We start from the raw sequence: 25,285 nt of genomic DNA, 5'->3' as shown, positions 1-25,285 counted from the left end.
CGAGCGTGTTAGCATGGCAACTTGCGTCGATTTGATCTCAGCTTGCGGACGCGGGGCAACCCAAAACAGCTAAAGCGAATGGTGGACAAGCAGCAACCATCCGCCTCCGCTCCAGCTTTTTCCCCGCATATGAAGCCCGCTTGTACCGACGCAAAAGCGCCGGCACAGAAGCGGGCTTTTTTGTTGCTGCCGTTCGGCCGCGGTTTCGCTGCATACAACCGCATACCAACCGCGCACCGAACGCAGGCATGGAACATTGGAAACCACAACGAACATGGACGACTCCCTGAACTTCGATACGCTGGCAGTCCGCTCGGGCACGGTGCGCAGCGACTTCAACGAGCATTCGGAAGCCATATTCCTCACGTCGAGCTTCGTCTTCGCGAGCGCTGCGGACGCCGCCGAGCGCTTCAAGAACTCCGAGGACTATTACACGTATTCGCGCTTCACCAACCCGACCGTCTCGATGTTCCAGGACCGTCTTGCCGCGCTCGAAGGCGGCGAAGCGTGCATGGCGACTGCTTCGGGAATGGCCGCGATCATGTCCGTCGTGATGTCCACGCTGCAAGCGGGCGACCACCTGGTCAGTTCGCAGGCGTTGTTCGGTTCCACGCTCGGCATGTTCTCGCAGATTTTCAGCAAGTTCGGCATCACCACCACGTTTGTCGATCCGACGAATCTGGACGCGTGGAAAAACGCCGTGCGTCCGGAGACGAAGATGTTCTTCCTCGAAACGCCGTCGAATCCGCTGACCGAGGTTGCCGACATCGAAGCAATCAGCAAGATCGCCAAAGCCGCCAATGCGTTGTTCGTGGTCGACAACTGTTTCTGCAGCCCGGCCCTGCAACAGCCGCTGAAGCTTGGCGCCGACGTCGTCATGCATTCGGCCACCAAGTTCCTCGACGGTCAGGGGCGTGTGCTGGGCGGCGCGCTGGTCGGCTCGAAGAAGTTCATCATGGAAAAGGTGTTTCCGTTCGTGCGGAGCGCCGGGCCGACCTTGTCCGCCTTCAACGCATGGGTGTTGCTCAAGGGCATGGAAACGCTGTCGCTGCGCGTCGAAAAGCAGTCGGCGAACGCGCTTGAAATTGCACGCTGGCTCGATGACCATCCCGCCGTAAATCGCGTGTTTTATCCTGGCCTCGAGTCGCATCCGCAACACGCGCTGGCCATGCGTCAGCAGAAGGCGGGCGGCGCGATCGTCTCGTTCGAGTTGAAGGGCGACACGCCGGAACAGATGCGAGCGAACGCCTGGCGCGTAATCGACAGCACGAAAATCTGCTCGATCACCGGCAATCTCGGCGACACGCGCACGACCATCACCCATCCGGCGACGACAACGCATGGCCGCGTGACGCCCGAAGCGCGCGCTGCTGCAGGCATCACGGAAGGCTTGATTCGTCTCGCCGTGGGGCTGGAGAACGCAGCGGATATCCGCGCCGATCTGGAGCGCGGTCTGGCAGGCTGAGGCAGTCTGCGTTATCGAAAAGAGTGGGTACATGGCGCGCTGAGATGGTCGGTCAGCGCGCCTTTTTCATTCCGCAATGCGTGGCGTTTCACCGCGTCATTGGGTCAACGCTCAGCGGCGCAACGCTCATTGCCGCAACGCGCGCCACTGACCGGGCGCGAGACCAAACCGTCGCGTGAACGCGTGCGTATAAGCGCTTTGATCGCCGAAGCCGATGTCCAACGCAATGTCAGTCAGCGAAAGCCGCGGATCGGCGAGTAGCGTGAGCGACGTATCGAGCCGCAGCCGCTGCAAATAGCGATGCGGTGTTTCGCCGAACGCTTCGATAAAAAGCTGGTGAAAGCGCCGCATGCCGAAGCCGCAATGCGCGGCGAGATCGGCGATACGTAGCGGCTCTGATAAATGCGCGCGCAGCCAGCGGTCGATTCTCGCGAAGTCGAGTCCAGCGGCCGGGGCTTCGGTGCCCTTCATGGCCGCGCCCGCCACCAGCGCGGCGCCCAGACGTGCGGCAGCGTCCCAATGGAAACGACGGGCGTCGAGATCGTCCGCCGGCGCACCGTTCGCGGCCCGCGACGCAATGCGCTGAATAAGTTCGGTGAGCGGCGCGTCGACGGCGACGGCTCGCGCACGGTCGAACAGACGCTCGGGCACAGCGAGCGTCGTAGCCGGAAGATCCAGCACCAGTTGCCGGTTCTCGCCGAGACCCGCGTAATCGTGCCGCGCGCCCGCGGGAATGAGCCAGGCGCAGTGTGCGTCGATCCGTTGCGCGACACCGTCCACCGACATCACCATCGCGCCATGGAGCCCGAGTACGACCTGGTGAAAGTCGTGCACGTCCGACGCTTGCGCCGCCTCGAAGCGGCGCAGTGAAACGCTCGGTGCGGTAACAGCGGCGTGCGTCATCGGAAAGGCGCCATGGCGAACAGCAAACGACGATTCAGACGTCGAGCAATTCGACTTCGAACACGAGCGTCGCGTTGGGCGGAATCACGCCGCCCGCGCCACGCACGCCGTAGCCGAGTTGCGGCGGAATGGTCAGCTTGCGCGTTCCGCCGACCTTCATGCCTTGCACGCCTTCGTCCCAGCCCTTGATGACCATGCCGCCGCCCAGCACGAACGCAAACGGATCATTGCGGTCCTTGCTCGAGTCGAACTTCTGGCCGTCGGTCAGCCAGCCGGTGTAGTGCACGCTGACGGTCTTGCCAGCAACCGCTTCCGCGCCCGTTCCTTCAACGATGTCTTCATACTTCAAGCCGGATTCGGTAGTCACAGTCGACATATGTCGCTCCTCAGTTCAAAACGTGAAACCGACATTGTAGGCGCGTTGGAGTGGTGCGGTCGAACAATGCCGCGTGGCACGACGATTGCGTTCCAGCCGTCCATCCGGCCAGGGTGATGACGCCCGGCGGCATGCCTATAATGGGGCTCCCCAATCATCATGCATTGCCAGAGAGGTCGATCGTGACAACGTCTTCAACCGGATCCGCTGGCGCTCAACCGGTGACTTCCGGCTTCGCCGTATCCGAACGCACCGCGCATTTGCGCGCTGAAACCGCGCTGTTCATGCGCGACCACGTGCTCTCGCTGGTATCGCACGATCTGCGTGGTCCGTTGAACGCTATCCATAGCTGGGCTTACGTGCTCGAACGTAAGCTCGACGCCAACGATCCCAATTCGCAGCGCGCGGTCACCGGCATCCGCAATGGCGTGGACCAGCAGGTCAAGCTGCTCGAAACGATCGTCGACGCCACGCGCGCCGAAACCAAAACGCTCGCGCTCGTTTATGAGCCGTTCCCGCTTCATCCGCTGCTCGATGAAACCGCCGAAGAGGTACGCTCAGCGCTCGCGCGTTCGCGACGCGTGGAGATCGCGATCAACTCTCAACTCGCCACCGAGCAACTGAATGGCGATCGCGAGCGTCTTGCCGCCGCGCTGTGGCTAATGCTCACGTTCGCCGTCGAATCCAGCGCAGAAGGCGCAACTGTCACGCTGGAATCGCGCGCGGATGCGACCAGCTGGCATGCCGCTGTCACGTACCAGACGAGCGCCGCACTGGACGATCCGTCGCTGCCTCATGTGCTCGAAGCGTTCGCGCGCAAGCAGGCTCGGGAAACGCGGGAAGCTAACCGCATCGCGTGGGTGCTTGCGCTCTGCAAGCGTGTCGCGCAAGCGCACGGCGGCAGCTTCGACCAGCATGACGCCACTGAAGCCGCGCCGGCCACGCTCGCTTTGCGTGTTCCATTAAGCGCGTCGTCGCCCCGATGAATGGCCGCGCCTTGCGCATGTTGTTGGCGATTGACTTTTCGGCGAGCTTTCAACCTCTATACTGACAACTTTTGTCGCCGGAGCTCTCCGCTTTGATCCAGGTTGTCGCCCTTATCGGTGCGTTGTTTCTCGTCGCCCTGAACGGTTTCTTTGTTGCCGCCGAATTCGGCCTGGTCAAACTGCGGCAGACGCGCGTGCAGAGCCTCGCCGAAAGGCACGGCATGCGCGGACGTCTGCTCGCCAAGGTGCATGGCCGCCTCGACGCTTATCTGTCGGCCTGTCAGTTGGGCATTACGCTCGCGTCGCTCGGCCTGGGCTGGATCGGCGAGCCTGCGTTTGCCGAACTGCTCACGCCGCTTTTCAGCCTCGCCGGCGTGGAATCCGAGAAACTAATCCACGGCATTTCGCTTTTCTTCGCGTTTTCGTGTATTTCGTTTCTGCATATCGTAGTGGGAGAACTTGCGCCGAAGTCGCTCGCAATTCGCGAAGCGGAGAAGGTTTCGCTGTGGGCCGCCACACCGTTGTACGGCTTTTATTGGGCGATGTATCCGGCCATCTGGGTGCTCAACACGAGTGCCAATGCAGTGCTGAGGCTCGCCGGTCTGAACGCCGACCATGCACACGACTCGCACTACTCCACCGACGAGCTGAAGCTGATTCTGCGCAGCCGCCGCACCAACGTTGCGTCGGAACGCGGCGCGCCGGAAGACGCATATAGCCAGGACGAGTGGAACACCATTGCGCATTCGCTGGACTTTTCGCGCATGACGGTGTCCGACCTGATGCGGCCGTCGTATGAAATGGTCGGCTTGCGGCTCGACTTGCCGCTGCGCGAGAACATGCAGGTTGTGGCGCGGCATCGCTTCAGCCGCTATCCGTTGTTCGAGGACGCCTCCGGCGAGCGCGTAGCCGGCATGATCCATTTGAAGGACCTGCTGCTGGCGCGCCACGCCGGCAGTACGCTCGACGATCTCACGCAGTACGCGCGCCCCGTTCAATACGTGAAGCCGGAAATGCCGGCGCTCGAACTGTTCCGCCGCTTCCGCAAGGGTGCGCCGCACTTGGCGCTGGTCGGTCACAAGAACTCGAAGCCTATCGGTTTTCTCACGCTCGACAACCTGCTCGGCGCGCTGGTCGGCCAGATTCACGACGAATTCCGTCAGGGCGACGCCGACTGGACCCGCATGGACGACGGCACGTTGATGGGCAAGGGCAGCTTGCCGGTCGTGTCGCTGGAGCGTGCGCTGGGTATCGACATAGATGAAGGCAAGGCCGAATCGGTTGGCGGCCTCGTTATTCAGGCGCTCAACGATCTGCCCACAGAAGGGCAGCGTGTCGAATTCGATCGCTTCGACGTCGTCGTGAAAAAGATGAAGGGTCCGCGCATCGTGCTGGTGCGCGTGTACCCCAAGGTCTTCGACGACGAAGGCGGTTAGCGTCTCACGCCTCCAACACCGCCTTCGTTCCGGTTCGGCAAGCCGGCAATCCCGCCCGCTCTCAATTGCGCGGCACGCCGTCCTCGACGAGCACTGCAATCGGCATCGCGGCAAGGGCATCGCGCAAATACAGCAAGCCGTTTTCATCGACCTTCGGCGCAGCCGGACTCAGCCAGTCGAACAACGCTCGCGCTGACAGATCCGCCGGCATTTCGACCGCCGTGTCTTGCCATTTCTCCGGATCGACCATCGGCAGATCGCCTTCTTCGCCGAGCAAGCCGGCCGCGAGCCGGCTCGCTATGACGACAGCCCACGCATTCCCATGTCGTCGCGCGAACGCAATCACATTCGACGCATGCGCGCCCCGTACGGTCAGCGGCAGGTACGTGCCCTGACTTAGCAACTCCGGCAGATGCGCACGCAGCGCAAGCACTCGCTGCACGACGGCGAGCTTCACACGTCCATTGCGCCACGTCGACAGGAACTCCGAAGGCGGCGCCTGCGCAAGCCAGGTCGCACGCTGCTCGAAATCGACGGGCCGGCGATTGTCCGGATCGACGAGACTGAAGTCCCACAACTCAGTACCTTGATAAAGATCCGGAATCCCAGGCGATGCGAGCCGCAAGACGGTCTGCTGCAAACTGTTGACCGCGCCGGCGCGTGAAATTCGTGCGACGAACGCGGCCAACTCCTTGAGGAAGCCGTCGCGTCGCTGCGGCGCCAGAATGTCGAACAGGAAGTCGCGGCAACCGGCTTCATACGCTTCGTCGGGTGCAAACCAGTTGGTTTGCAACTTGGCTTCGCGCAGTGCTTTTAATTGCCATTGCGCGACGCGCTCAGCCAATGCCTTGACGCCCGCTTCGTCATCGGGCTTGAGGTCCGGTGGCCAGCAACCGACCAGCGTCTGATACAGCATCGCTTCAGCGGCGGGGCCGGGCGCCCAGTCGTAGCTAGTGTCCTGTGCAACGCTGCTGATCGGCGTGCCTTCAGGCGAACGCCGGTGCGGCGCGTTCAACGTCGACCATGCACGCGAGGTCGCGCTCCACTCGTGCGCGATTTCGCTGAGTACCGCGAGCCGTGCGCGCACGTCTTCGCCGCGCTTGTGATCGTGGGTCGCCGTTGCGAGCATTGCATAAGGAAAGCGCTGCGAGCGTTCGACATTGCCCGCATGAAACTGCTCGACCGACAACGCGAATTCTCCCGGATCGGCACCCACCTCGTTACGCGACAACAGCCGCCCGTAGCGATAGCACGCGGTATCTTCGACGGCCTTCGCGGCAACCGGCGCAGTCAACTGCGAAAACAGCGTCTGCGCGGTGCGCCGCGCCGAACCCGCATGGTTCGGCGGTGCACCATTCTGCCCTTGCTGCGGCTGGCCATGACGCCCGGCGGGCGCTTCGTCCACACTGCCGCCGAGCCATGCATTGACCCGCTCGAGCACGCCATGATCGGCGCGAGAAAGTGCCGCCCGCGCGCCGGCCAGCGCCTGCTCGAAGAACACATTGTCGGCGGCACTGCGCAGACCGTTTTGCGGATAAATGCGGTACACCGGAAAATGCACGACCAGTTCGGTCAGCACGCGGCGCAATGTCGTGAAGGTGTAATCGCGCGTGGCAAGCGAGTCGCGCGCAATGCGATGCAGCGCTCGCGCCGCGCGGTCGAGTTCCGCCGAAAGATTTTCCGCAAGAACCTTGCGCCGCGCGACGAGTGCTTCGTCCGCAAAATTCGCGCTGCGTCCCGTGAGTTCGGTCCACGCCTGCGCAAGCGGCTCCGCGCCCGCCGGGTCGTGCAACAGCGCGCCCACGTCGTTCATGAAGTCGTAGCCTGTGGTGCCGTCCACCGGCCAGTCGTCGCGCAGCGGTTCGCCACGCGCAAGAATCTTTTCGACGACTACATACGGTGTGGTGTCGCGCAACTCTGTCAGACGTTGCCGCAGCCGCTGACAGTATTCGCGCGGCTCGGCGAGTCCGTCGACGTGGTCGATCCGCAGACCGTCGATCGTGCCTTCCTGATACAGGCGAAAGACGAGCGCATGCGCGGCTTCGAATACTTCTGGCCGCTCGGCGCGTACCGCGGCAAGCGTCGAAATATCGAAGAAGCGCCGCCAGTTGACTTCGTCGGCGGCGGTGCGCCACCACGCGAGACGGAAGTGCTGACGCTCGAGCAGCCGATGCAGGCGGTCGCGCGTGAGCGGATCTTCGGGGGAATACGTCTGGATCACGGAATCGATTGCCGACTTGCCGTTTTGCGCGACGAACTCACGCAAGGCTTTGCGCCCTTCGGCGCCGCGCGGCTGATCCGCGGGCTGCGTCGTCAGCCCCTGGAAGCGCTCGGCGAGTGCGCTGAGATCGGCGCGGTCGGCGCTCTGCAGAATCGACGCGTAGTCGGTCGGACACACCGGAAAGACGTGCGGCCCGTAGCCGACATAAAAGCGCCCGCTATCTGCCGCGAAGTGCAACGCGATACGGCCCGACGCGAGTTCGTCGCCATACGGGCCGCCGAGTGTCGGCAGCAACACCTTGCCGCGCAAAGCCGGATCGGGCGAATGCCAGTCGACATCGAAGTGACGTGCATAGGCGCTATGTCGCCCCCATTCAAGAATATCGAGCCACCACGCGTTGCTCGATCCGCCGACGCCCATATGGTTCGGCACCATGTCGACGATGAGGCCCATGTCGCGCGCGTGGAGTTTGTCGACCAGGCGCTTCAGGCCAGCCTCGCCGCCGCATTCGGCGCTAACCTGGGTGTAATCGACGGTGTCGTAGCCGTGCATCGAGCCCGGCTCGGCCGTGGTAATGGGCGACGCGTACACATGGCTGATGCCGAGCGCCGCGAAGTAGTCGACGTGCTTCGCGGCGTCGTCGAACGTAAAGCCCCGGTGAAACTGGAGGCGAAGAGTGGAGCGCGGGACGGTCATGGCGTGTCAGGCCCCGAAGAAGTGTTGGCTGATGGAGTGGAAACGGTCGCAATGCTGCGAGCCCGGTCGACGGCGAGAAGCCTGTCGCAGAAATTGTCGTCTTCAAACATCTCGTCTACAGACAGATTCCCGCGACGGCGCCAGTTCGGATGCTCGTCGATCGAACCCGGCAGGTTCGGCTGGTCGGTCTGACCGAGCAGGTCTTCAAGCGGAAATGTGACGAGCGGGCTCGGCGTCGCCGCAACGAATGCGAGGGCTTCATCGACGGGCGGGCTCTCGGGCGGCGGCGCTTCGACATCGGGCGCGGCGACGCCGGCTTGCTGGAACGCGCGCCACAATTCGGCGCGGTCGCTCGCGCGCTCTTCCTGCGCCGCTTCTTCCGGATCGCGGCCGTCGGCGCGCGCCGTCGTCTGCCCAATCTTGTTGCGCCACGTAATGTCGCTGCCGCGCCACCACCCGGCGACGGTCGGCAGATCGTGAGTCGTGGTGGTGCCGACCGCGTTGCGGTCCCAGGACTGCGGCGGCTTGAAGCCGGTGCCGTCTTCGTCACGCTCGAACCACAGCACGCGGATGCCGGCAATGCCATGATCGTCGAGCCGTTCGCGGAAGCCGGGCGGCACGGTCCCGAGATCTTCGCCGATCACAATCGCGCGATGCCGCCACGATTCGAGCGCGATAAGACGCAAGAGGTCTTCGAGCGGATAGCGCAGATAAGCGCCGTCGCGCGCGCTTTCGCCTTCGGGCACGAGCCACAGACGCCGCAAACCGAGAATGTGATCGATGCGAATGCCGCCGGCATGCGCGAATGCGGCGCGCAACATGTCGATGAAAGCGGAGAAGCCCTGCGTGCGCATCGCGCGCGGTGAGAAGGTGGTGAGTCCCCAGCTCTGACCGGCCTGATTGAACAGGTCGGGCGGTGCGCCGACAGACACGCCTTGCAGCATGTCGTCGCGATACGACCATGCATGGCTGCCGGCGCTGTCGCATCCCACCGCGAGGTCGGCGATCAGCCCGACGGCCATGCCTGCCTCGCGCGCTGCGTGCTGCGCGTGCGACAACCCCTTGGCCGCGAGCCATTGCAGGAACAGATGGAAGTCGACTTCATGGCGATTCGCTTCGGCGAACGCATCGACTTCGGGACTGCGCGGATCGCGCAAGGCCTCAGGCCAGTTTCGCCAATGACCGTTGCCGCCTTGTGCGAGTTGCGCTGCCTGTAGCGCTTCGAAACGTGCGTGGTCTTCGAGCGCACGTCCCGCGCGTTCGCAGAATCCGTGAAATTCCAGTGCGCGTGGCGTGTCCTGCTTGCCGCCTTGCGCACGTTCCTGGCTGCAGAAATTCTCGAACAGCGCGCGCAAGACTTTCAGCTTCAGCACCACGGCGTTCGGCCAGTCGATCAGCGGCAAGGCTTCGAGTTGCGTCCACGCGTCGGTGGCTTGCGCGGACTCCATCGCGGCGCGTGCAGCGTCTGCTCCGAAGACGGCGGCCGGATCGATATGCGTGACGTTCAGCCACAAACGCGACGACGGCGAATACGGGCTGAAGCGATTCGGCTCTGCGCTAAACATGGCGTGCGTCGGGCTGACGGCAAGCGCATGCACGCCGTGCTTCGCGCTTTGCGTCGCAAATTGCGAGAGCCCCGAATAATCGCCAATGCCTCCGTCGCCCGTGCGTCGCAGGCCGTACAGCTGCGCGGCGATGCCCCATAGCGGCGGAGTCCTGGCGTCGTCACCTCCGTCGTCGTTGCGCAAGGCGCGCCACGCGTCGTCGACGGTATAGCAGCGCGACGGCGCGACCGCGAGCGTGACGCGCTGTTCGTGAATGACGAGTGTGTGATAGCCGGGTTCGTCGATCGGCGCGAGCAAAGCCTGCTCGCCTTTGGGCGCGGTAAAGCGTCCGTCGATAATCGAGCCGCTTTCCAGCTCGATCCGGTAGTGGCTGCCCGTTTTTAGCGCCGACGCAGGCAATGCTATGCCGCGCCCGACTTCAGCGGTCATGAGCGGTGGCAGCTTGCGGCCCGACAGTTCGGCTTCGAGCGCGGCGGCGCTCTGGCGGATCTGCGTGGCATTGCCGCATGGCAAGCCCATCCGTTCGAGCAGCACTGCAAGCGTGTTCTCGGGCACACGATGCACCTTGCGATGCGCGTCTTCCCACTCCACCTCGAAGCCGGCGCGCGTCGCGAGTGTGGCTATCGTGTCGTTAGGGCGTCGGGTACTCACGTGCGGCGCTCCTCTTTGCCGACAACGCGCGCATCGTGACCGCTCGCGTAGTCGTTGATGTCGCCGGTCAGCCATGCGACGAACGCATTCGGCGGCAACACGTTCGCATCGATCTGTTCGCGCACGCGCGGCGGCGTTTCGAAAATCACCTTGCCCGCGGGCACGTCGTTGAACGGCACACTCTGCTTCGACAGATTGAGCGCGAACGACAACGTCTCGCCGTCGCCGAGTTTCCAGCGCGCAATCAGCGCATTCGCGTCAGCGCCGTTCTCGTCGGTAAGCACCGTTGCGTCGAGCGCCTTGCCGTGTTTCAGTCGCGGCGTAATCAGTTTTGCGCGCACCGTCAGCGCGGACTTGTAGAAGTGCATCCAGTCCAGCCGGTCTTTCGCTTCGTCGTCGCGCGCGGGTGCCGTCGTGGTCTCCGGCGGCGACGATGCGGCGAACGTCCTGGCGTCGTTCGGATCGGGAATCTGCGCACGGCGCTTCTCATCGCTGAACGACGAGAAGCGCGCGAACTCGCGGCGGCGTCCTTCACGCACGGCGTCGGCGAGATCGCCGGTGTAGTCGGTGAAGAACAGGAAGGGCTGCGTGGAGCCGTACTCCTCGTCCATGAACAGCAGCGGAATTTGCGGCGACAGCAGCAGCAACCCCGTCGCCGCGCGCAATGCGTCGTCCGAGGTCAGCTTGCGCAGGCGCTCGCCGAATGCGCGATTGCCGATCTGATCGTGGTTCTGCAGGAACATGACGAACGACGTCGGCGGCAAATGCCCGCTCGATTCGCCGCGCGGCGCACCGTCATGAAGCGGCGACGGATCGCCTTGATACGCAAAGCCTTCGGACAGCACGCGCGCCAGACGGCGAATCGGCTGATCTTCGTAGGCGTGGTAATAGCCTTCCGTTTCGCCGGTCAGCAGCACGTGCAGCGTGTTGTGCGCGTCGTCGTTCCATTGAGCGTCGAAGTGCGTCTCGAGCAGGCTCGCGCTATTGTGCTCGTTTTCGAGCACAAGATGCACGTGGCGGTCGCGCTGGACGTGCGCGCGGATATGGTCGGAAAGCTCGCGCAGCCATGCGTGATTGTCGATGGCATGGACGGCGTCGAAACGCAACCCGTCAATGCGATATTCGTTGATCCAGTAGATGGCGTTGTCGGTAAAGAAATCGCTGACTTCAGTGCGGTCGAAGTCGATTGCGGGGCCCCACGGCGTATGCGTGCCCTCGCGGAAAAACGAGCGCGCATATTCATGCAGGTAGTTGCCGTCAGGTCCGAAGTGGTTGTAGACCACGTCGAGAAACACCATCAGGCCGAGACCGTGGGCGGCGTCGATCAGGGCTTTGAGTTCTTCGGGACGGCCGTATGCGGAGTCGGGCGCGTACGGCAGCACGCCGTCATAGCCCCAATTGTGCTTGCCGGGAAAATCGTTCAACGGCATCAGTTCAATGGCAGTCACGCCAAGCGCAGCGAGCGCCGGCAAGCGCTTCTGCACGCCCGCATAGCCGCCCATTGCGCCGACATGCAGTTCGTACAACACCGTTTCTTCCCACGGACGGCCATGCCAGGCCGTATGTTCCCAACGATACGCGCGCGGGTCGATGACTTCGCTCGGGCCATGCACGTCTTGCGGCTGGAAGCGCGACGCCGGATCGGGCACCGCATTGCCGTCGTCCAGACGAAGGCGATACAGCGTGCCCACGCCGCTTTCCACGCTCGCTTCGAACCAGCCGTTTCCCGCCGGCGTCATTTCATGTGCGCCTTTCGCGGGGCCGTTCTCGATTTCAACCTGAACGCTTTTGCACGACGGCGCCCAGAAACGAAACCGCGTGCGCGGGCTCGTCCCTTTGGGACCCAGCAATTGCGCGCCAAACGGCAGGCAATGAGCGTAATGATGCGCGTGTGGGTCGATTGGATTTTCTGACATGACTCTTCACCATTCGGTTTTGCTGTCGGATTGCTCACGCGCCGTTGGCGGCATCGCCGCCGCGATCTACGTGGTCGGCGACGAGTCGCTCGTCGGCGGATGCTCGCCGGGATCGGGCGGCAGGGCAGTCAACAGACGTGGCCCATGCTGCGCGCCGGCTTTCCAGCCTGCTTGCCAGTCGGCCTCGCCGACCGGTTGCGCGGCCAGTATCACGAGGCCATGCGCGGCGACTTCGATATCCAACGCGGCGAGCCGGCGCGGCGCGCTTTCCGTATCCGCAGTGTCTAACAGCACGTGCCATTCCAGGTGCGGCGCAGGGGGCGTGAATCGCAGACCTTCCGCGCTCGCGTTGAGCATCATCAACAATACTTCCGTTTCGCCATTCAGGCCCGGACCCGCGCGCCGCAATGTGAATGCGCGCCCTTCAGGGTCCTGCCAGGCTTCGATCGTCAGCGGATCGCCTTTCTCGTCGAACCAGCCGATGTCGAAAAGTCCCGGCAATACTTCACGGTCGCCAAACAGAAAACGCGTTTCGCGCAGCAGCGGATGCCGTTTGCGCAGCGCGATCACGCGCGCCACGAATTCGGTCATCTGGCGACCGTCCGGCGCTTGCGCGGCTTCCCAGTCGATCCAGGACAGTTCGTTATCCTGGCAGTACGCATTGTTGTTGCCGTTCTGCGTGCGCAACGATTCGTCGCCGGCCAGCATCATCGGGGTGCCGAGTGCGACGAGCAGCGTGGCCATCATCGAGCGCGCCACGCGTTTTCGGGTTTCGAGAATCGCCGGGTCGTCGGTCGGTCCTTCCACACCCCAGTTGCTGCTGCAATTCTCGTTGTGACCGTCGTTATTGCCTTCGCGATTCGCCTCGTTGTGCTTGTGCTCATACGCAGTAATGTCGGCAAGCGTGAAACCGTCATGCGACGAGACGAAATTGATCGACGCCCAAGGCTTCCTGAAACGCCGGTTGAAGAAATCGGCGGAACCGGTCAGGCGCGCTGCGAGATCCGGCCGCAGGCCCGCGTCGCCGCGCCAGAAACGGCGCACGGTATCGCGGAAACGGTCGTTCCATTCGCCAAAACCCGGTGGATGATTGCCAAGCTGATAACCCCCCGGACCGATGTCCCATGGCTCCGAAATCAGTTTGCGTTGAGAGAGGATCGGGTCCTGGCGCAACGCATCGAAGAAACCCGAGCCCGGATCGAAACCATGCTGCTCGCGCCCGAGCGTTACGCCGAGATCGAAACGGAAGCCATCGATATTGAAGGCCGTCGACCAGTAGCGCAGTGAATCCATCACCATTTGCAGTACGCGCGGATGCGGCACATTCACCGTGTTGCCGCAGCCGGTGTCGTTGATATGGTGCCGTTCGTCGCCGGGAATCAGCCGGTAGTAGCTTGCGTTGTCGAGGCCGCGCCATGAGACGGTCGGGCCCATTTCATTGCCTTCGCACGTGTGGTTGTACACCACGTCGAGAATCACTTCGATGCCGGCCGCGTGCAGCTGGCGCACGGCAATGCGCATTTCGTCGAGCCGGTGCGTGCTGAGATACGACGGCTCGGGCGCGAAGAACGCCGCTGTGTTGTAGCCCCAGTAGTTGCGCAGGCCGCGTTCAATCAGGAAGCGGTCGTTCAGAAACGCATGTACGGGAAGCAGTTCGACGGCGGTCACACCGAGCTTCAGCAGATGCTCGATAAATTCCGGCGACGACAGCGCCGCGAACGTGCCGCGTTCGTGCTGACGCAAATCGGCACGCAGCATCGACGCGCCGCGCACATGCGCTTCATAAATGACGGTTTCGCCCCACGGCACATCAGGGCGCTTGTCGTGCGACCAGTCGAACGCTTCGTCGATCACGACGCATTTGGGCATCGCGGGCGCCGAGTCGCGCCGGTCGATTGAAAGATCCGCGCGATTCGAATGCACGCGATAGCCGAACAACGCATCCGACCAGCGGAAATGCCCGACGAGCTTGCGCGCGTACGGATCGAGCAGAAGCTTGTGCGGATTGAAACGATGCCCATGCTGCGGCTGATACGGGCCGTGCGCGCGAAAGCCGTAAGCGGTGCCCGGATGCGCGTTAGGCAGATAGCCGTGCCACACTTCGTCGGTGCATTCGGGCAGCGGGTAGCGCTTGATTTCCTTGCGACCCGTGGGATCGAACAGGCAAAGCTCGATTTTCTGCGCGTTCGCCGAGAACACTGCAAAGTTGACGCCAAGGCCGTCCCAACTGGCTCCGAGCGGATACGGCGAGCCAGGCAGAAGCCGGTCGGGCATTGCATGCGACATGGTTCCGCTTCCTTGTTCTGTTTGATGCAGCGCTATCGCGGGCCTTCATGCAACGAGCGCGCGGCCGGTTATCACGCGGCCGCGCGCTCGCTTCGGCATGACCGGGCGGCGCCCGATCGCACCCGGTTCCCTGTCAGTCTCCGCTCAATCGGCTCGCAGCACGATCGTCGCCAGCGGCGGCAAGGTCAGGGAGGCGGAATGCGGCCAGCCGTGGCTCGAGATCGCCTCGGTATGAATAAGACCGCCGTTGCCCATGTTCGAGCCGCCGTACACGCCTGCATCCGTATTGAGCACTTCCGACCAGCGTCCTTCGCGCGGCATGCCGACGCGGTAGCCGACGCGCGGCACCGGCGTCATGTTGCACACCACGACGAGTTCGCGACCCGCCCCGTCCGTGCGGCGATACGCGAACACGCTGTTGGCGCTGTCGTCGCCCACCAGCCAGTCGAAGCCGCCAGGTTCGGTGTCGAGCAGATGCAGCGCCGGTTCGTGGCTGTACAGACGGTTCAGGTCGCGCACCAGCAATTGCACGCCATGGTGATGAGCGTCGTCGAGCAGATGCCAGTGCGGCGACGCGTCATGATTGAATTCGGCGATCTGACCGAATTCGCCGCCCATGAAGAGCAGCTTCTTGCCAGGATGGGTCCACATGAAGCCGAAGTACGCGCGCAGATTGGCGAACTTCTGCCACGTGTCGCCGGGCATCTTGCCGAGCAGCGAGCCTTTGCCGTGCACCACTTCATCGTGCGAGAGCGGCAGCACGAAGCGCTCGGAATACGCGTAGACCATGCCGAACGTCATGTTGTGATGGTGGTACTGCCGATAGACGGGATCTTCCTGCATGTAGTGCAGTGTGTCGTGCATCCAGCCCATGTTCCACTTGAAGTGGAAACCCAGGCCGCCGTCTTCGACGCGCGCCGTCACGCCCGGCCAGGCAGTAGATTCTTCGGCGATGGTGATCGCGCCGGGCACGCCCGGCACGTAACCTACTTCATGATTGAGGCGCTTCAGGAACGCGATCGATTCGAGGTTTTCGCGCCCGCCGTAAATATTCGGCACCCACTCGTCGGCGGCGCGCGAATAGTCGCGGTAAAGCATCGACGCAACAGCGTCCACGCGCAGGCCGTCCACGTGATAGCGCTTCAGCCACGCGAGGCCCGAGGCGACCAGAAACGCGCTCACCTCGTTGCGGCCGAGGTTGTAAATCATCGTGTTCCAGTCCTGGTGATAGCCCTCGCGCGGGTCGGCGTGCTCGTAAAGCGGCGTGCCGTCGAACTGGACGAGGCCGTGCGCGTCGTTCGGGAAATGCGCGGGCACCCAGTCGAGAATCACACCGAGTCCGGCCTCGTGCGCCTTGTTGACGAAGGCGGCGAACTGCTCGGGTTTGCCGAAGCGCGCGGACGGCGCAAACTGTCCGAGCGGCTGATAGCCCCACGATCCGCCGAACGGATGTTCCGCGACCGGCATGAACTCCACGTGCGTGAATCCCATGGTCTTCACATAGGGAATCAGGCGCTCGGCGAGTTCGTCCCAATCGAGGCCTCGCTGACCTTCTTCGGCGATGCGCAACCACGATTCCGCATGCACCTCGTAAATGGAAATCGGCGAGCGCGGCGTCTGCTTTGCGCCGCGTGACTGGATCCATTCATCGTCGCTCCACGGAAACTGTTCGATCTCGTCGACATGTGCGACAACCGACGCCGTGCCTGGCGGCTTCTCGGTCTGCATTGCGCAAGGGTCGGCCTTCAGCGGCAGCGGATGGCCGTCGCGCGCGAGCAGCTCGTACTTGTAGCGCGTGCCCGGCCCGACCCGCGGCACGAACAATTCCCACACGCCCGCCTGGTGACGCAGGCGCATCGGATGACGCCGGCCGTCCCACGCGTTGAAGTCGCCCACCACGGAGACGCGCCGCGCGTTCGGCGCCCATACGGCAAAGCGCACGCCGGGCACGCCGTCCACTTCCATGGGGCGTGAGCCGAGGCATTCGAGCACGGCATAAGGATCGCCGCCCGCGAGACGCCCGAGCGGTTCATCGCCGAGAACGGGGCCGAACGAATACGTGTCCTCGATTTCCTGCTCCGTGCCATGCCAGTCGATGCGCAGACGGTACGGCGCCGCCGCACTCACGCGACCCGCAAAAAGGCCCGGACGCAACTCCTGAAGTTCGCCGAGCAGCGAGCCGTCGGCGCGCGAAATCACGCTGACGTGCGCCGCATTGGGCAACAGCGCGCGCACCACGGGACCGCCGTCCGTGTGATGCAGGCCGAGCTGCGAGAAAGGATCGGGGTGACGCGCTTCGACGAGCGCATCCATATCGAGCGGCTGGAGGCCTGCGGCCGGATCGTGTTCACTCATAGTCGCCCTCGGCCGGATGAGGCGGTGTGGTGGCGTCTTGCGCCTGGGTTGACGGATCGTGCGACGTGGTTTTGTCGCCGAGCAAACGGCCTGCGAGCGCGGCTAGTCCGCGCACCGGCAAGCTGAGCCATGCCGGACGGTTGGCCGCTTCATAGCGGATTTCGTACGCAGCCTTCTCGATCAGGAACAGATCGAGTAACGCCTGTTCCGCCTCCGGCGCGACGAGCGGCGTCGGCGCTTCGGCGGTGGCCGCGCGGTATTCCTTCAGGAATGTCTCCGTGGCTCGCACGCGGAAACGGTCGAACAGGGTGCGTTTGCGATCCGCGGTCTGCTGCGGCGCGCTTTCCATCGTGGACTGCGCCGCGGCGCTCGCATACGACAACGAACGCATCAGGCCGGCCACGTCGCGCAGCGGGCTCGACTTCTGCCGACGCTCTTCGAGCGAGCGCGCCGGCTCCCCTTCGAAGTCGATCAGATAGACGTCGCCCTGTGCGACCAGCACCTGGCCCAGATGGAAGTCGCCGTGAATGCGAATCCGCTGCGCTTGCGTGTCGGGCGAAACCAGTTTGTTGACGGCCTCGACCAGCGCGGCGCGCCGGTCGACCAGGCTTTGCGCGAGGGCTTTCGTCTCCGCATCGAGCATCTGTTCGACGCGCGGCGCGAGCAGGTCGAGCGCGCTCGCGAGCATCGACTGTGTGCCGTCGACCCATGCCTTCACTTGCTCGGCGCTCGCCTGTTCGGGTGCGAACGCCGGGTCGTCGGTCGGCGAGGCGAGCGCGACGTGCAACTGTCCCAAGCGTCTGCCGATGATGCCGGCCAACGACGCGTAGCCCTCCAGCAGAAGAGTTTCGTTGCCGCGGTCGGGCGTCGACGACGCGTCCGTATCGACGGCGATCGCCAGTTCGTCCACTGAGCGGCGCAGATGATCGAGCGACCAGTTCCAGGCATCGCCCTGGTTGTCGACATAGCCTTGCACAATCGCGAGCGTATGCGGCACGCCCTCGGGATCGACGCGCACCACTTCGCCAAAGAGCGGCGCCGTGTTCGCGTAGCCGAGCTGCGTCAGATAGCGGCTGATCTCCGCTTCCGGATGAATGCCGCTCACGAGGCGCCGCACCAGTTTCAGTACTGCAGCGTCTGCGATGATCAGCGAACTGTTGCTTTGCTCTGCCGCGAGCCAGCGAATTTCCGGTCGTTCGCCGAGATTTTCGAGTTCAGCGAAACGCTCCGTCGGAATGAACCTGATCTCGCTTTTCTGCACGGTCGGTATGACCGCGCGTTCGCGCAACTTGCGCATCACGCCGTGCGCGAAGATCGGCAACGCAAAAGCGTCGGTGAGATGCCCGACGTTGCGGCCGCGCCGCACACGCGCCAACGCAAGTTGAAGGAACAGCGGCGTGGTCGTCTCGCCACCCCAGGTGATTGCGATCGGCACCACATAACGTTCGGTGTGATCGCCGACATCCGCTTCGATCTCGGTGAAGGCGAAGCCTCCGTTGGGGATCGTCGTCAACGCGGCGAGCCTTACCGCATGCATCTTCTGATCCTTCGATGCAAACCAGCGCCGGCGGCTCAACCACGAAGGCAACACTTCGGATTCGAGCAGCCGCACGTTTTCGGGTGTCGGTCCGACCTGACCCTCGCGTATCACGATCGTGACGAATTCGGGCAACGGCTCGGGGTGCGCCTGCGACCAGGTCGGACGCTGGCCGCCCGGGCACAACATGAACCACAGGAAGCCGTACGGCGGGAACGTCAGCAGATAAGTCAACTGGCCGATAGGAGGGAATACGGAATCGGCGGTCATTTCAATCGGCACCGAGCCGTTGAATTCCGACAGATCGAGTTCTACCGCTTGCGGCGCGCGTGACAGATTCGCGACGCAAAGGATCGGCGGCTCGTTGGGCATCTCACGTAGATACGCGAGAATCTTGCGATTCTCCGGCTTCAGGAAGCGGATCGTGCCGCGTCCGAAAGTCTGTTTCGCGCGACGCGTGGCGAGCATGCGCCGGGTCCAGTTGAGCAGCGAATGCGGATCGCGGCTTTGCGCTTCGACGTTGACCGCGTCGAAGCCGTAAAGCGAACCCATCACGGGCGGCAACACGAGTTGTTCAGGATCGGCGCGCGAGAAGCCGCCATTCCGATCCGACGACCACTGCATCGGCGTGCGCACACCGTCGCGGTCGCCAAGATGGATGTTGTCGCCCATGCCCAGCTCGTCGCCGTAATAGATAACGGGCGTGCCCGGCATGGACAACAGCAGCGAATTGATCAACTCGATGCGGCGGCGGTCGCGCTCCATCAGCGGCGCGAGGCGGCGACGAATGCCGAGGTTGAGGCGCGCGCGGCGATCGCTCGCGTAGGTATTCCACAGGTAATCGCGCTCGGAATCCGTAACCATTTCGAGCGTCAGTTCGTCGTGATTGCGCAGGAAAATTGCCCACTGATTCGTTTCCGCGAGGTCCGGCGTTTGCCGCATGATGTCCGTGATCGGAAAGCGGTCCTCGCTCGCAATGGACATGTAGATGCGTGGCATCAGCGGGAAGTGGAATGCCATGTGGCATTCGTCTTCGTCGCCGAAATATTCCTTCACGTCTTCCGGCCACTGGTTCGCTTCGGCGAGCAGCATACGGTTCGGATATTCCGCGTCGATAGTCGCGCGAATCTTTTTCAGAATGGCATGCGTTTCCGGCAGGTTCTCGTTGTTCGTGCCTTCGCGTTCGACCAGATAGGGCACCGCGTCGAGCCGCAGCCCGTCGATACCCATGTCGAGCCAGAAGCGCATGATCTGCAACACCTCGCGCAGCACGGCGGGATTGTCGAAATTCAGATCGGGTTGGTGCGAGTAAAAGCGGTGCCAGTAGTAAGCGCCCGCGACCGGATCGTGCGTCCAGTTCGACGGCTCCGAGTCGATGAAAATAATCCGTGTTTCCTGATACTTCTGGTCGGTATCGGACCACACATAGAAGTTGCGATGGTTCGAGCCCGGCTTCGCGCGGCGCGCGCGCTGAAACCACGGGTGCTGATCCGACGTGTGGTTGATCACGAGCTCGGTAATCACGCGGATGCCGCGCGCATGCGCCTCCTGAATGAAGCGCTTGACGTCGGAGAGCTGACCGTAGTCAGGATGCACGTTGCGGTAATCGGCGATGTCGTATCCGTCGTCGCGACGCGGCGACGGATAGAACGGCAGCAGCCAGATCGCATTCACGCCGAGTTCGGCGATGTAGTCGAGCTTGGCGATCAGACCGGGGAAATCGCCGACGCCGTCGTTGTTCGCATCGAAGAACGACTTGATGTGCACCTGGTAGATGATTGCGTCTTTGTACCAGAGCGGATCGTCGCTTAATGTCGCGGGCTTGCCGCGGCTGCGCGCGCGAGCTCTTGTTGCGGTGGCGGTTGCCGTGCTTGCCTGGGCTTCCGACGTGCCTTGTGAGGGATCGTCACGCTTCATATCGCACCTTCCGTCGGGGTAGGGTTGCCAGCGTCTGCGTGAAGGGCGCTGGTCGAATCGCTGTCGGCTTCATCGGGACGCTCGGCGGGCAGGCCGCCGAGCGGCGCAATGCGCCAGATAGAAAAAGGCTGGCCCGGGCCGAGCCGCACATGTTGCCAGCGGCCGTGCCATGCGAAACGCGCGCCTGTCATCTGATCGGTCACTTCGAGTGCGCCCTGATCGTGCAGATTCCAATTCTGGAATGTTTCCCACGACAATTCGATGTCCGCGCCCTGTTCGTTGAACGGGTCAAGATTGATGGCGACGACAATCACGTTGTCGCGCGCTTCGGTTGCCTTCTCGAAGAACAGAATGTTGTCGTTGTGCGCGGGCAGGAACGTGAGGCCGAGGTGCGTTTGCAGCGCGGGATTCGCGCGGCGAATGCGGTTCAGCGCGGCGATCTCCGCCGTGATGTTGCCGGGCCGGTTCCAGTCCCACGCGCGCAATTGGTACTTCTCGGAATCGAGATATTCCTCGCTGTTCGGCAACGCAGCCGCCTCGCAGAGTTCAAAGCCGCTATACACGCCCCACAAGCCGGCGAGCGTGGAAGCGAGCGCCGCGCGAATCAGAAAACCTGTGCGTCCCTGCGATTGCAGATGACGTGGGTTGATATCCGGCGTATTCACGAAGAAGTTTGGCCGGTAGAAGTCGCGCGCGCTGGTTTGCGTGAGGTCCGTCAGATACTCGATGAAATCCCGTTTCGACTCGCGCCACGTGAAATACGTGTACGACTGCGAGAAACCGATCTTGCCGAGCCGGTTCATCATGCGCGGACGTGTGAATGCTTCGGCAAGGAAAATCGTGTCCGGATGGCGCGAACGCACGTCGGCGATCACCCATTCCCAGAAGGGCAGCGGCTTGGTGTGCGGGTTGTCGATGCGGAAGATATGCACGCCCGCGTCGATCCAGAACAGGAACACGTCGCGCAATGCGAGCCACAGGTCGGGCTTCGCGTCGTGCGCGTAGAAGTCTGGATTGACGATGTCCTGGTACTTCTTCGGCGGATTCTCCGCATATCGCAGCGTGCCGTCGGGACGCCACGCAAACCACGTGGGATGCTCCTTCAGCCACGGATGATCGGGCGAGCACTGCACCGCAAAGTCGAGCGCGATTTCGAGGCCATGCGCGTGCGCGGCGGCGAGCATCTTCTTGAAGTCGTCGAGCGTGCCCAGTTGCGGATGCACGGCGGTATGTCCGCCTTCTGCCCCACCGATCGCATACGGGCTGCCTACGTCGCCGGGCTGTGCGTTCAGCGTGTTGTTGCGACCCTTGCGATTCGACAGGCCGATTGGATGAATCGGCGGGAAGTACAGCACGTCGAAGCCCATGTCGCGAATGCGCGGCAGCTTCGTCGTGACATCGGCGAACGTGCCGTGGCGCGATTCGTCGTCGCTCATCGAGCGCGGGAAGATTTCGTACCAGCTTGCAAAGCGCGCGGCGGTGCGCTCGGCATCGATCTTGTATGTCACCGGATCGCGACTCAGGAACGGACGATGCCGCGCGGCGGTCATCGCCTTCCTCGTGCCCGCATCGAGAAGCAGCTTGAGCTTCGTTTCGCCGTCGGCTTTGGCGAAATGCTCGACGATATTTTTGAGCGGTTCGATGACCGCACCTTCGGTCGTTTCGACTTCGGCCAGCACGAGCGCGAACAGATGCGCGGCTTCATCCAGTTCGGTCTCGACGGTTTGGCCCGCCTTCAACTTTTTCTCGACATGTTCGACGAGCGAAGCGAAGTCGTCGCGCCAGGCGATCACGGTGAATTCGTGACGTCCCATGCGATCGAGCGGAATGCGCGCCTTCCAGATATCGAGACCCGCGGGCTGGGCCGGGGCCATCAACACTTCGTGCCAGGTGTTCTCGTCGGCGGCACGCCACAGCACGGCGGCGGCGATCTTGTCGTGCCCTTCCGCGAAAATCGCGGCGCTGATTTCGGCGCGCTCACCGACGCTTCGCTTGGCGGGGAAGCGGCCATTGTCCACAGAAGGCGTCACGCTTTCGATCGCCACGCGCGGCGCGTTGATCGCTTCGACCACGGTCTTGCGACCGCTACGCTTGCTGTTGGGCTTGTCGATGGGCGGCGCAAGACAGATCGGCTTCTCCGCCAGGGCCTGGAAGAGGCGCACGGCGCCGGGTGCCAGCGCGAACGGCGTGAGAGCCGCAGGCGAGGCACGGCTGGGTGCATCGAGAGCAACGAAGCGCGTGAAATTGCCGGGCACGCTGGCGAGAAAACGTGCCGGATCGACGCGCACAGGCGCACCGAGTTCCGGATTGATTGCGATGAGAACCGCCTCGGCGGCATCGCGCAGGTCGGGTTGATCGGCGCGCAGCAGCACCGCGGCGGGTGCGCCAGGCCCGCTCAACGCGCGCAATTCCCCGTTCGCGTGCAGCGCTCTTGCCGTGCGTGCAAGTTCATTGGCTCGCGTGATCTGCGGCGTCAGGTCGAATTTTTTCGCCTGGCAAGCTAGTGCGAATTGCGACGCGTCGCCTCGGGTTTGCGACATCGGTTCACTGACGCCGTATTCGAAGCCCATCGGCATCATCCAGCCGGTGCCGATGGCGGACGCCGCATACAGCGCGCGGCGATACGCGCGTTCGACGATGCTCGAATCATGCGGGTCGCTCAACTCGGCGGCGAGGCGAATGCCGTAAGGTGCTTCGGGAAACGCAATCGGTCCGCCGATGCGCGCGAGCACCGCATGCTCCTCCACCATCCAGCTCGCGCGATAGTCCCACCAGCGCACCGACGAGAACACGCTGTCGAAGCCCGCGCCCTGAAGCCCGATCAGATCGCCGCGGGCAAGGCCTGGCGTCGCCGCGAGAAATCGCACGTCGGGATGCGCGGTACGCACGGCGTCGCGTAAATGCCGCCAGACCTCGGCGGGTACGCGATGCGGAGAATCGAAGCGGAAACCGCCAATGCCGGCGTCGGCGAGCGCCAGCAGCTGCTGCGTCCACCAGTCGGCTAGCGCGGCGCGCGTGCCGGCGTCGTTGAAGTTCGCATAGGCGACGTTGTCTTCACGATGCACATGCCGTGGGTCTAGCCGCGCCTCTTCGGATTCCAGCGGATGGAACCAGTCCGCATGCTCCGCGTAGAGTGCGCCATCGGCGGCCACCCGGTCGATCACCAGATCGACCAGCAACGTGAGGCCTTGCTGACGCGCCTCGCCTGCGAGTGTGCGGATGGCATCGACGGCGGGCTGTTCGGTTTCGAACACGGGATGCAGCCGCGCATGGTTGCCGACCACCTGCCCATGGCTCGCCCGGCCCGGTTCGAAGAGGCTGCCGATCAACGCGTGATCGAAGCCCAGTGCGGCCGCGTGGGCGAACTGCCCGGGCCACGCGTCAAGCGGTCCAACCAGAAGTGAATGAAAAAAATAGATCCGCGGCGCGTACCCGTTTGGAGATTCCATCGGTCGTTTCCAGATTTGTCCTGCTGCGGTGTGGATGCAAGTGACATGCGATCACAGCGCTCATTGGGCTTCCAGAGCCGGAGGCCGCGCGGTCCGTAGACTAGGGCGCGTACTGGTCAATGTAGTGCAAAGATCGTCACGCCGCTGGCCAGTTACAGGTGCACAGACGCCAGGCGTCGGGGCGGGCCGGCCAGAACCGTCTGCGGAGGTCAGCAAGGCTTGTGCCACTGAATTGACGCAACGGGCAGTGCAGGGCGACGGAGTGCCCTTACGGGAGGGTGCGCGGCAACGAAGTGCGCGCGCCGCTGGAGAGGGATGCGGGCACGTGTAAAACGGGCCGAGGTGGTCCGCGTTTTACACGAGACTTGTTGTGGGACGGGCAATAGCCGTCACTGGGAGCGGCACACGCGACTCATGGCTCGTCGAGGCGCTCGCGTCGTATTGGTGCGTTGCCGTCTTCGCGCAGTGGCGAACCTCAGGAACCGAGCAGGCCGGCTGCGATGTTCACGCACAAGCCGAGCACGGCGACGTTGAAGTAGAACGACAAGACGGATTGGGCGAGCGCGGCCCGGCGAATGGGACGTGAGCGCAGCACGACATCCGAGGTTTGCGAGGCAACCGCGATCGTGAATGAGAAATAAAGTAGGTCCCAATAGTTCGGCTCGAGTGAATGATCGGGAAACAGAAGCGGCGTCTCCTGTACGTCGGTATCGTAGTAGAGCCGGGCGTAGTGCTGGGTGAAGATGGTGGGAATCAGGAACCACGCGCCCATCAGCGTGAGCCCGGTCAGCGCGTAGTGCCATACCGTCGACGCGCCCGCCGTGCCCTTCGCCGAGGCGAGTTCCAGCACGATCGCGGCAATGCTGGCAATGGTGGCGAGGCAGATCACGAACAGTACGACGCCCGCGTTCTCGTCGTCACGGCGCGCGGAGTCGCGCACGCGGCCTGCATCGGCGGCGGCCATGTGCGCCCAGATCAGCACCAGGTAACTCCACACCGTAGTGTCCCAACCGACCAGCACGCGGACCATCGGACGCATGTGTTGTGACGTCAATATGGCGACGACGACGCCGATCGCGAGTGCGATCAGCATACGCGGACGATTGCGAAGCGTTTGCGGATAATATTTTGTGAGCATGGAAGGCGAGCGGAAGGCGGGCGTGTCGCGGATTCTACCCGTCTGCGTGCGTCGATTGACGAACGTGGCGCGTCGCACTCACAGCCGCTTACAACGGCTTTGCGAGCGCCTTTCAGTCGAAGCCCGGATGTAGGCCCGCAGCACTTGTGCGCGCAACTTCCGTGGTCAGTCCAGGTCGGATTGCTGTTCGCGCGGGCGTGACAGCGGCTTGCGGGCAACGTTAGTTGTCAAAACGCGAAGCCAGCAAGACCGCGCCCGCAAACAGGCTGTTTGCGGCAAACTCTGCCGCGTACGCGCGGGTTTTTGCGTGGTTTCCTGTCAACTTTGCGCTTTCTCCTGCCGCGCTACGAGAGGCAGCGCGCATACGCATTGGAGATTGCGCATTATC

The 25,285-nt window shown here is 63.3% G+C and carries 13 protein-coding genes; 3 read left to right on the top strand and 10 right to left on the bottom strand.

Features of this window, described 5'->3' with window-relative positions; translation table 11 throughout:
• The first annotated feature begins 274 nt into the window (after nucleotides 1–274).
• The gene (locus BCA01S_RS26925; protein WP_027779565.1) at nucleotides 275–1,465 is read left to right on the top strand and encodes an O-succinylhomoserine sulfhydrylase; all 1,191 of its coding nucleotides are present in this window, start codon (nucleotides 275–277) and stop codon (nucleotides 1,463–1,465) included.
• Between the two features lie 126 nt (nucleotides 1,466–1,591).
• Here the strand turns inward: BCA01S_RS26925 and BCA01S_RS26920 are convergent, their stop codons facing one another.
• Both BCA01S_RS26920 and BCA01S_RS26915 read right to left on the bottom strand, forming a co-directional pair.
• Nucleotides 1,592–2,368, bottom strand: coding sequence for an AraC family transcriptional regulator (locus BCA01S_RS26920; protein ID WP_027779564.1), 777 nt, complete (start codon nucleotides 2,366–2,368; stop codon nucleotides 1,592–1,594).
• A gap of 34 nt (nucleotides 2,369–2,402) precedes the next feature.
• On the bottom strand, nucleotides 2,403–2,744 hold the full coding sequence (locus BCA01S_RS26915) for an FKBP-type peptidyl-prolyl cis-trans isomerase (RefSeq protein ID WP_006047612.1): 342 nt from the start codon (nucleotides 2,742–2,744) through the stop codon (nucleotides 2,403–2,405).
• Nucleotides 2,745–2,926: 182 nt separating this feature from the next.
• Between BCA01S_RS26915 and BCA01S_RS26910 the strand changes: the two genes are divergently transcribed.
• Both BCA01S_RS26910 and BCA01S_RS26905 read left to right on the top strand, forming a co-directional pair.
• Nucleotides 2,927–3,730: a sensor histidine kinase gene (locus BCA01S_RS26910; protein WP_027779563.1), complete on the top strand. Its 804-nt coding sequence runs from the start codon at nucleotides 2,927–2,929 to the stop codon at nucleotides 3,728–3,730.
• 92 nt (nucleotides 3,731–3,822) lie between these two features.
• On the top strand, nucleotides 3,823–5,166 hold the full coding sequence (locus tag BCA01S_RS26905; protein WP_027779562.1) for a hemolysin family protein: 1,344 nt from the start codon (nucleotides 3,823–3,825) through the stop codon (nucleotides 5,164–5,166).
• A gap of 61 nt (nucleotides 5,167–5,227) precedes the next feature.
• On the opposite strand, the gene treY is transcribed toward BCA01S_RS26905, so the two are convergent.
• The 8 genes from treY to BCA01S_RS26865 all read right to left on the bottom strand — a co-directional run bounded on the left by treY (nucleotide 5,228) and on the right by BCA01S_RS26865 (nucleotide 24,897).
• Complete coding sequence (treY, locus tag BCA01S_RS26900) at nucleotides 5,228–8,083, bottom strand: malto-oligosyltrehalose synthase (RefSeq protein ID WP_027779561.1); 2,856 nt, start codon at nucleotides 8,081–8,083, stop codon at nucleotides 5,228–5,230.
• Nucleotides 8,080–10,299, bottom strand: a complete 2,220-nt coding sequence (gene malQ / locus BCA01S_RS26895) for a 4-alpha-glucanotransferase (protein WP_027779560.1) — start codon at nucleotides 10,297–10,299, stop codon at nucleotides 8,080–8,082. The genes treY and malQ overlap by 4 nt, the downstream gene beginning before the upstream one ends.
• Nucleotides 10,296–12,215, bottom strand: coding sequence for a malto-oligosyltrehalose trehalohydrolase (gene treZ, locus BCA01S_RS26890; protein ID WP_027779559.1), 1,920 nt, complete (start codon nucleotides 12,213–12,215; stop codon nucleotides 10,296–10,298). The genes malQ and treZ overlap by 4 nt, the downstream gene beginning before the upstream one ends.
• A 66-nt stretch (nucleotides 12,216–12,281) precedes the next feature.
• The gene (glgX, locus tag BCA01S_RS26885) at nucleotides 12,282–14,501 is read right to left on the bottom strand and encodes a glycogen debranching protein GlgX (protein ID WP_027779558.1); all 2,220 of its coding nucleotides are present in this window, start codon (nucleotides 14,499–14,501) and stop codon (nucleotides 12,282–12,284) included.
• 144 nt (nucleotides 14,502–14,645) lie between these two features.
• Nucleotides 14,646–16,856 carry a 1,4-alpha-glucan branching protein GlgB gene (gene glgB / locus BCA01S_RS26880; RefSeq protein WP_027779557.1) on the bottom strand — a complete coding sequence of 737 codons (2,211 nt, stop codon included), beginning with the start codon at nucleotides 16,854–16,856 and terminating at the stop codon, nucleotides 14,646–14,648.
• Entirely contained in the window at nucleotides 16,849–20,310 is a 3,462-nt protein-coding gene (treS, locus tag BCA01S_RS26875; RefSeq protein ID WP_027779556.1) for a maltose alpha-D-glucosyltransferase, read from the bottom strand. The genes glgB and treS overlap by 8 nt, the downstream gene beginning before the upstream one ends.
• A complete protein-coding gene (locus tag BCA01S_RS37380) occupies nucleotides 20,307–23,759 on the bottom strand; it encodes a maltotransferase domain-containing protein (protein WP_084166942.1) in 3,453 nt (1,150 codons plus the stop codon). The genes treS and BCA01S_RS37380 overlap by 4 nt, the downstream gene beginning before the upstream one ends.
• Before the next feature lie 475 nt (nucleotides 23,760–24,234).
• A complete protein-coding gene (locus BCA01S_RS26865; protein ID WP_027779555.1) occupies nucleotides 24,235–24,897 on the bottom strand; it encodes a DUF1345 domain-containing protein in 663 nt (220 codons plus the stop codon).
• Nucleotides 24,898–25,285: the final 388 nt, after the last annotated feature.

The sequence above is a fragment of the Paraburkholderia caledonica NBRC 102488 genome (assembly GCF_000685095.1).
Classification (GTDB): Bacteria; Pseudomonadota; Gammaproteobacteria; order Burkholderiales; family Burkholderiaceae; genus Paraburkholderia; species Paraburkholderia caledonica.
Note: the sequence above shows the minus strand (reverse complement) of the source record. Positions and strands in the feature narration are given on the sequence as shown.

Bases quoted from the DNA above. Each gene is read 5' to 3' on its own strand.
- treZ (WP_027779559.1), bottom strand. From the start codon at position 12,215: ATGTCAGAAAATCCAATCGACCCACACGCGCATCATTACGCTCATTGC.
- BCA01S_RS26865 (WP_027779555.1), bottom strand. From the start codon at position 24,897: ATGCTCACAAAATATTATCCGCAAACGCTTCGCAATCGTCCGCGTATG.
- treS (WP_027779556.1), bottom strand. From the start codon at position 20,310: ATGAAGCGTGACGATCCCTCACAAGGCACGTCGGAAGCCCAGGCAAGC.
- glgX (WP_027779558.1), bottom strand. From the start codon at position 14,501: ATGTCGCATGCAATGCCCGACCGGCTTCTGCCTGGCTCGCCGTATCCG.
- glgB (WP_027779557.1), bottom strand. From the start codon at position 16,856: ATGAGTGAACACGATCCGGCCGCAGGCCTCCAGCCGCTCGATATGGAT.
- BCA01S_RS26925 (WP_027779565.1), top strand. From the start codon at position 275: ATGGACGACTCCCTGAACTTCGATACGCTGGCAGTCCGCTCGGGCACG.
- BCA01S_RS26920 (WP_027779564.1), bottom strand. From the start codon at position 2,368: ATGACGCACGCCGCTGTTACCGCACCGAGCGTTTCACTGCGCCGCTTC.
- BCA01S_RS37380 (WP_084166942.1), bottom strand. From the start codon at position 23,759: ATGGAATCTCCAAACGGGTACGCGCCGCGGATCTATTTTTTTCATTCA.
- treY (WP_027779561.1), bottom strand. From the start codon at position 8,083: ATGACCGTCCCGCGCTCCACTCTTCGCCTCCAGTTTCACCGGGGCTTT.
- BCA01S_RS26915 (WP_006047612.1), bottom strand. From the start codon at position 2,744: ATGTCGACTGTGACTACCGAATCCGGCTTGAAGTATGAAGACATCGTT.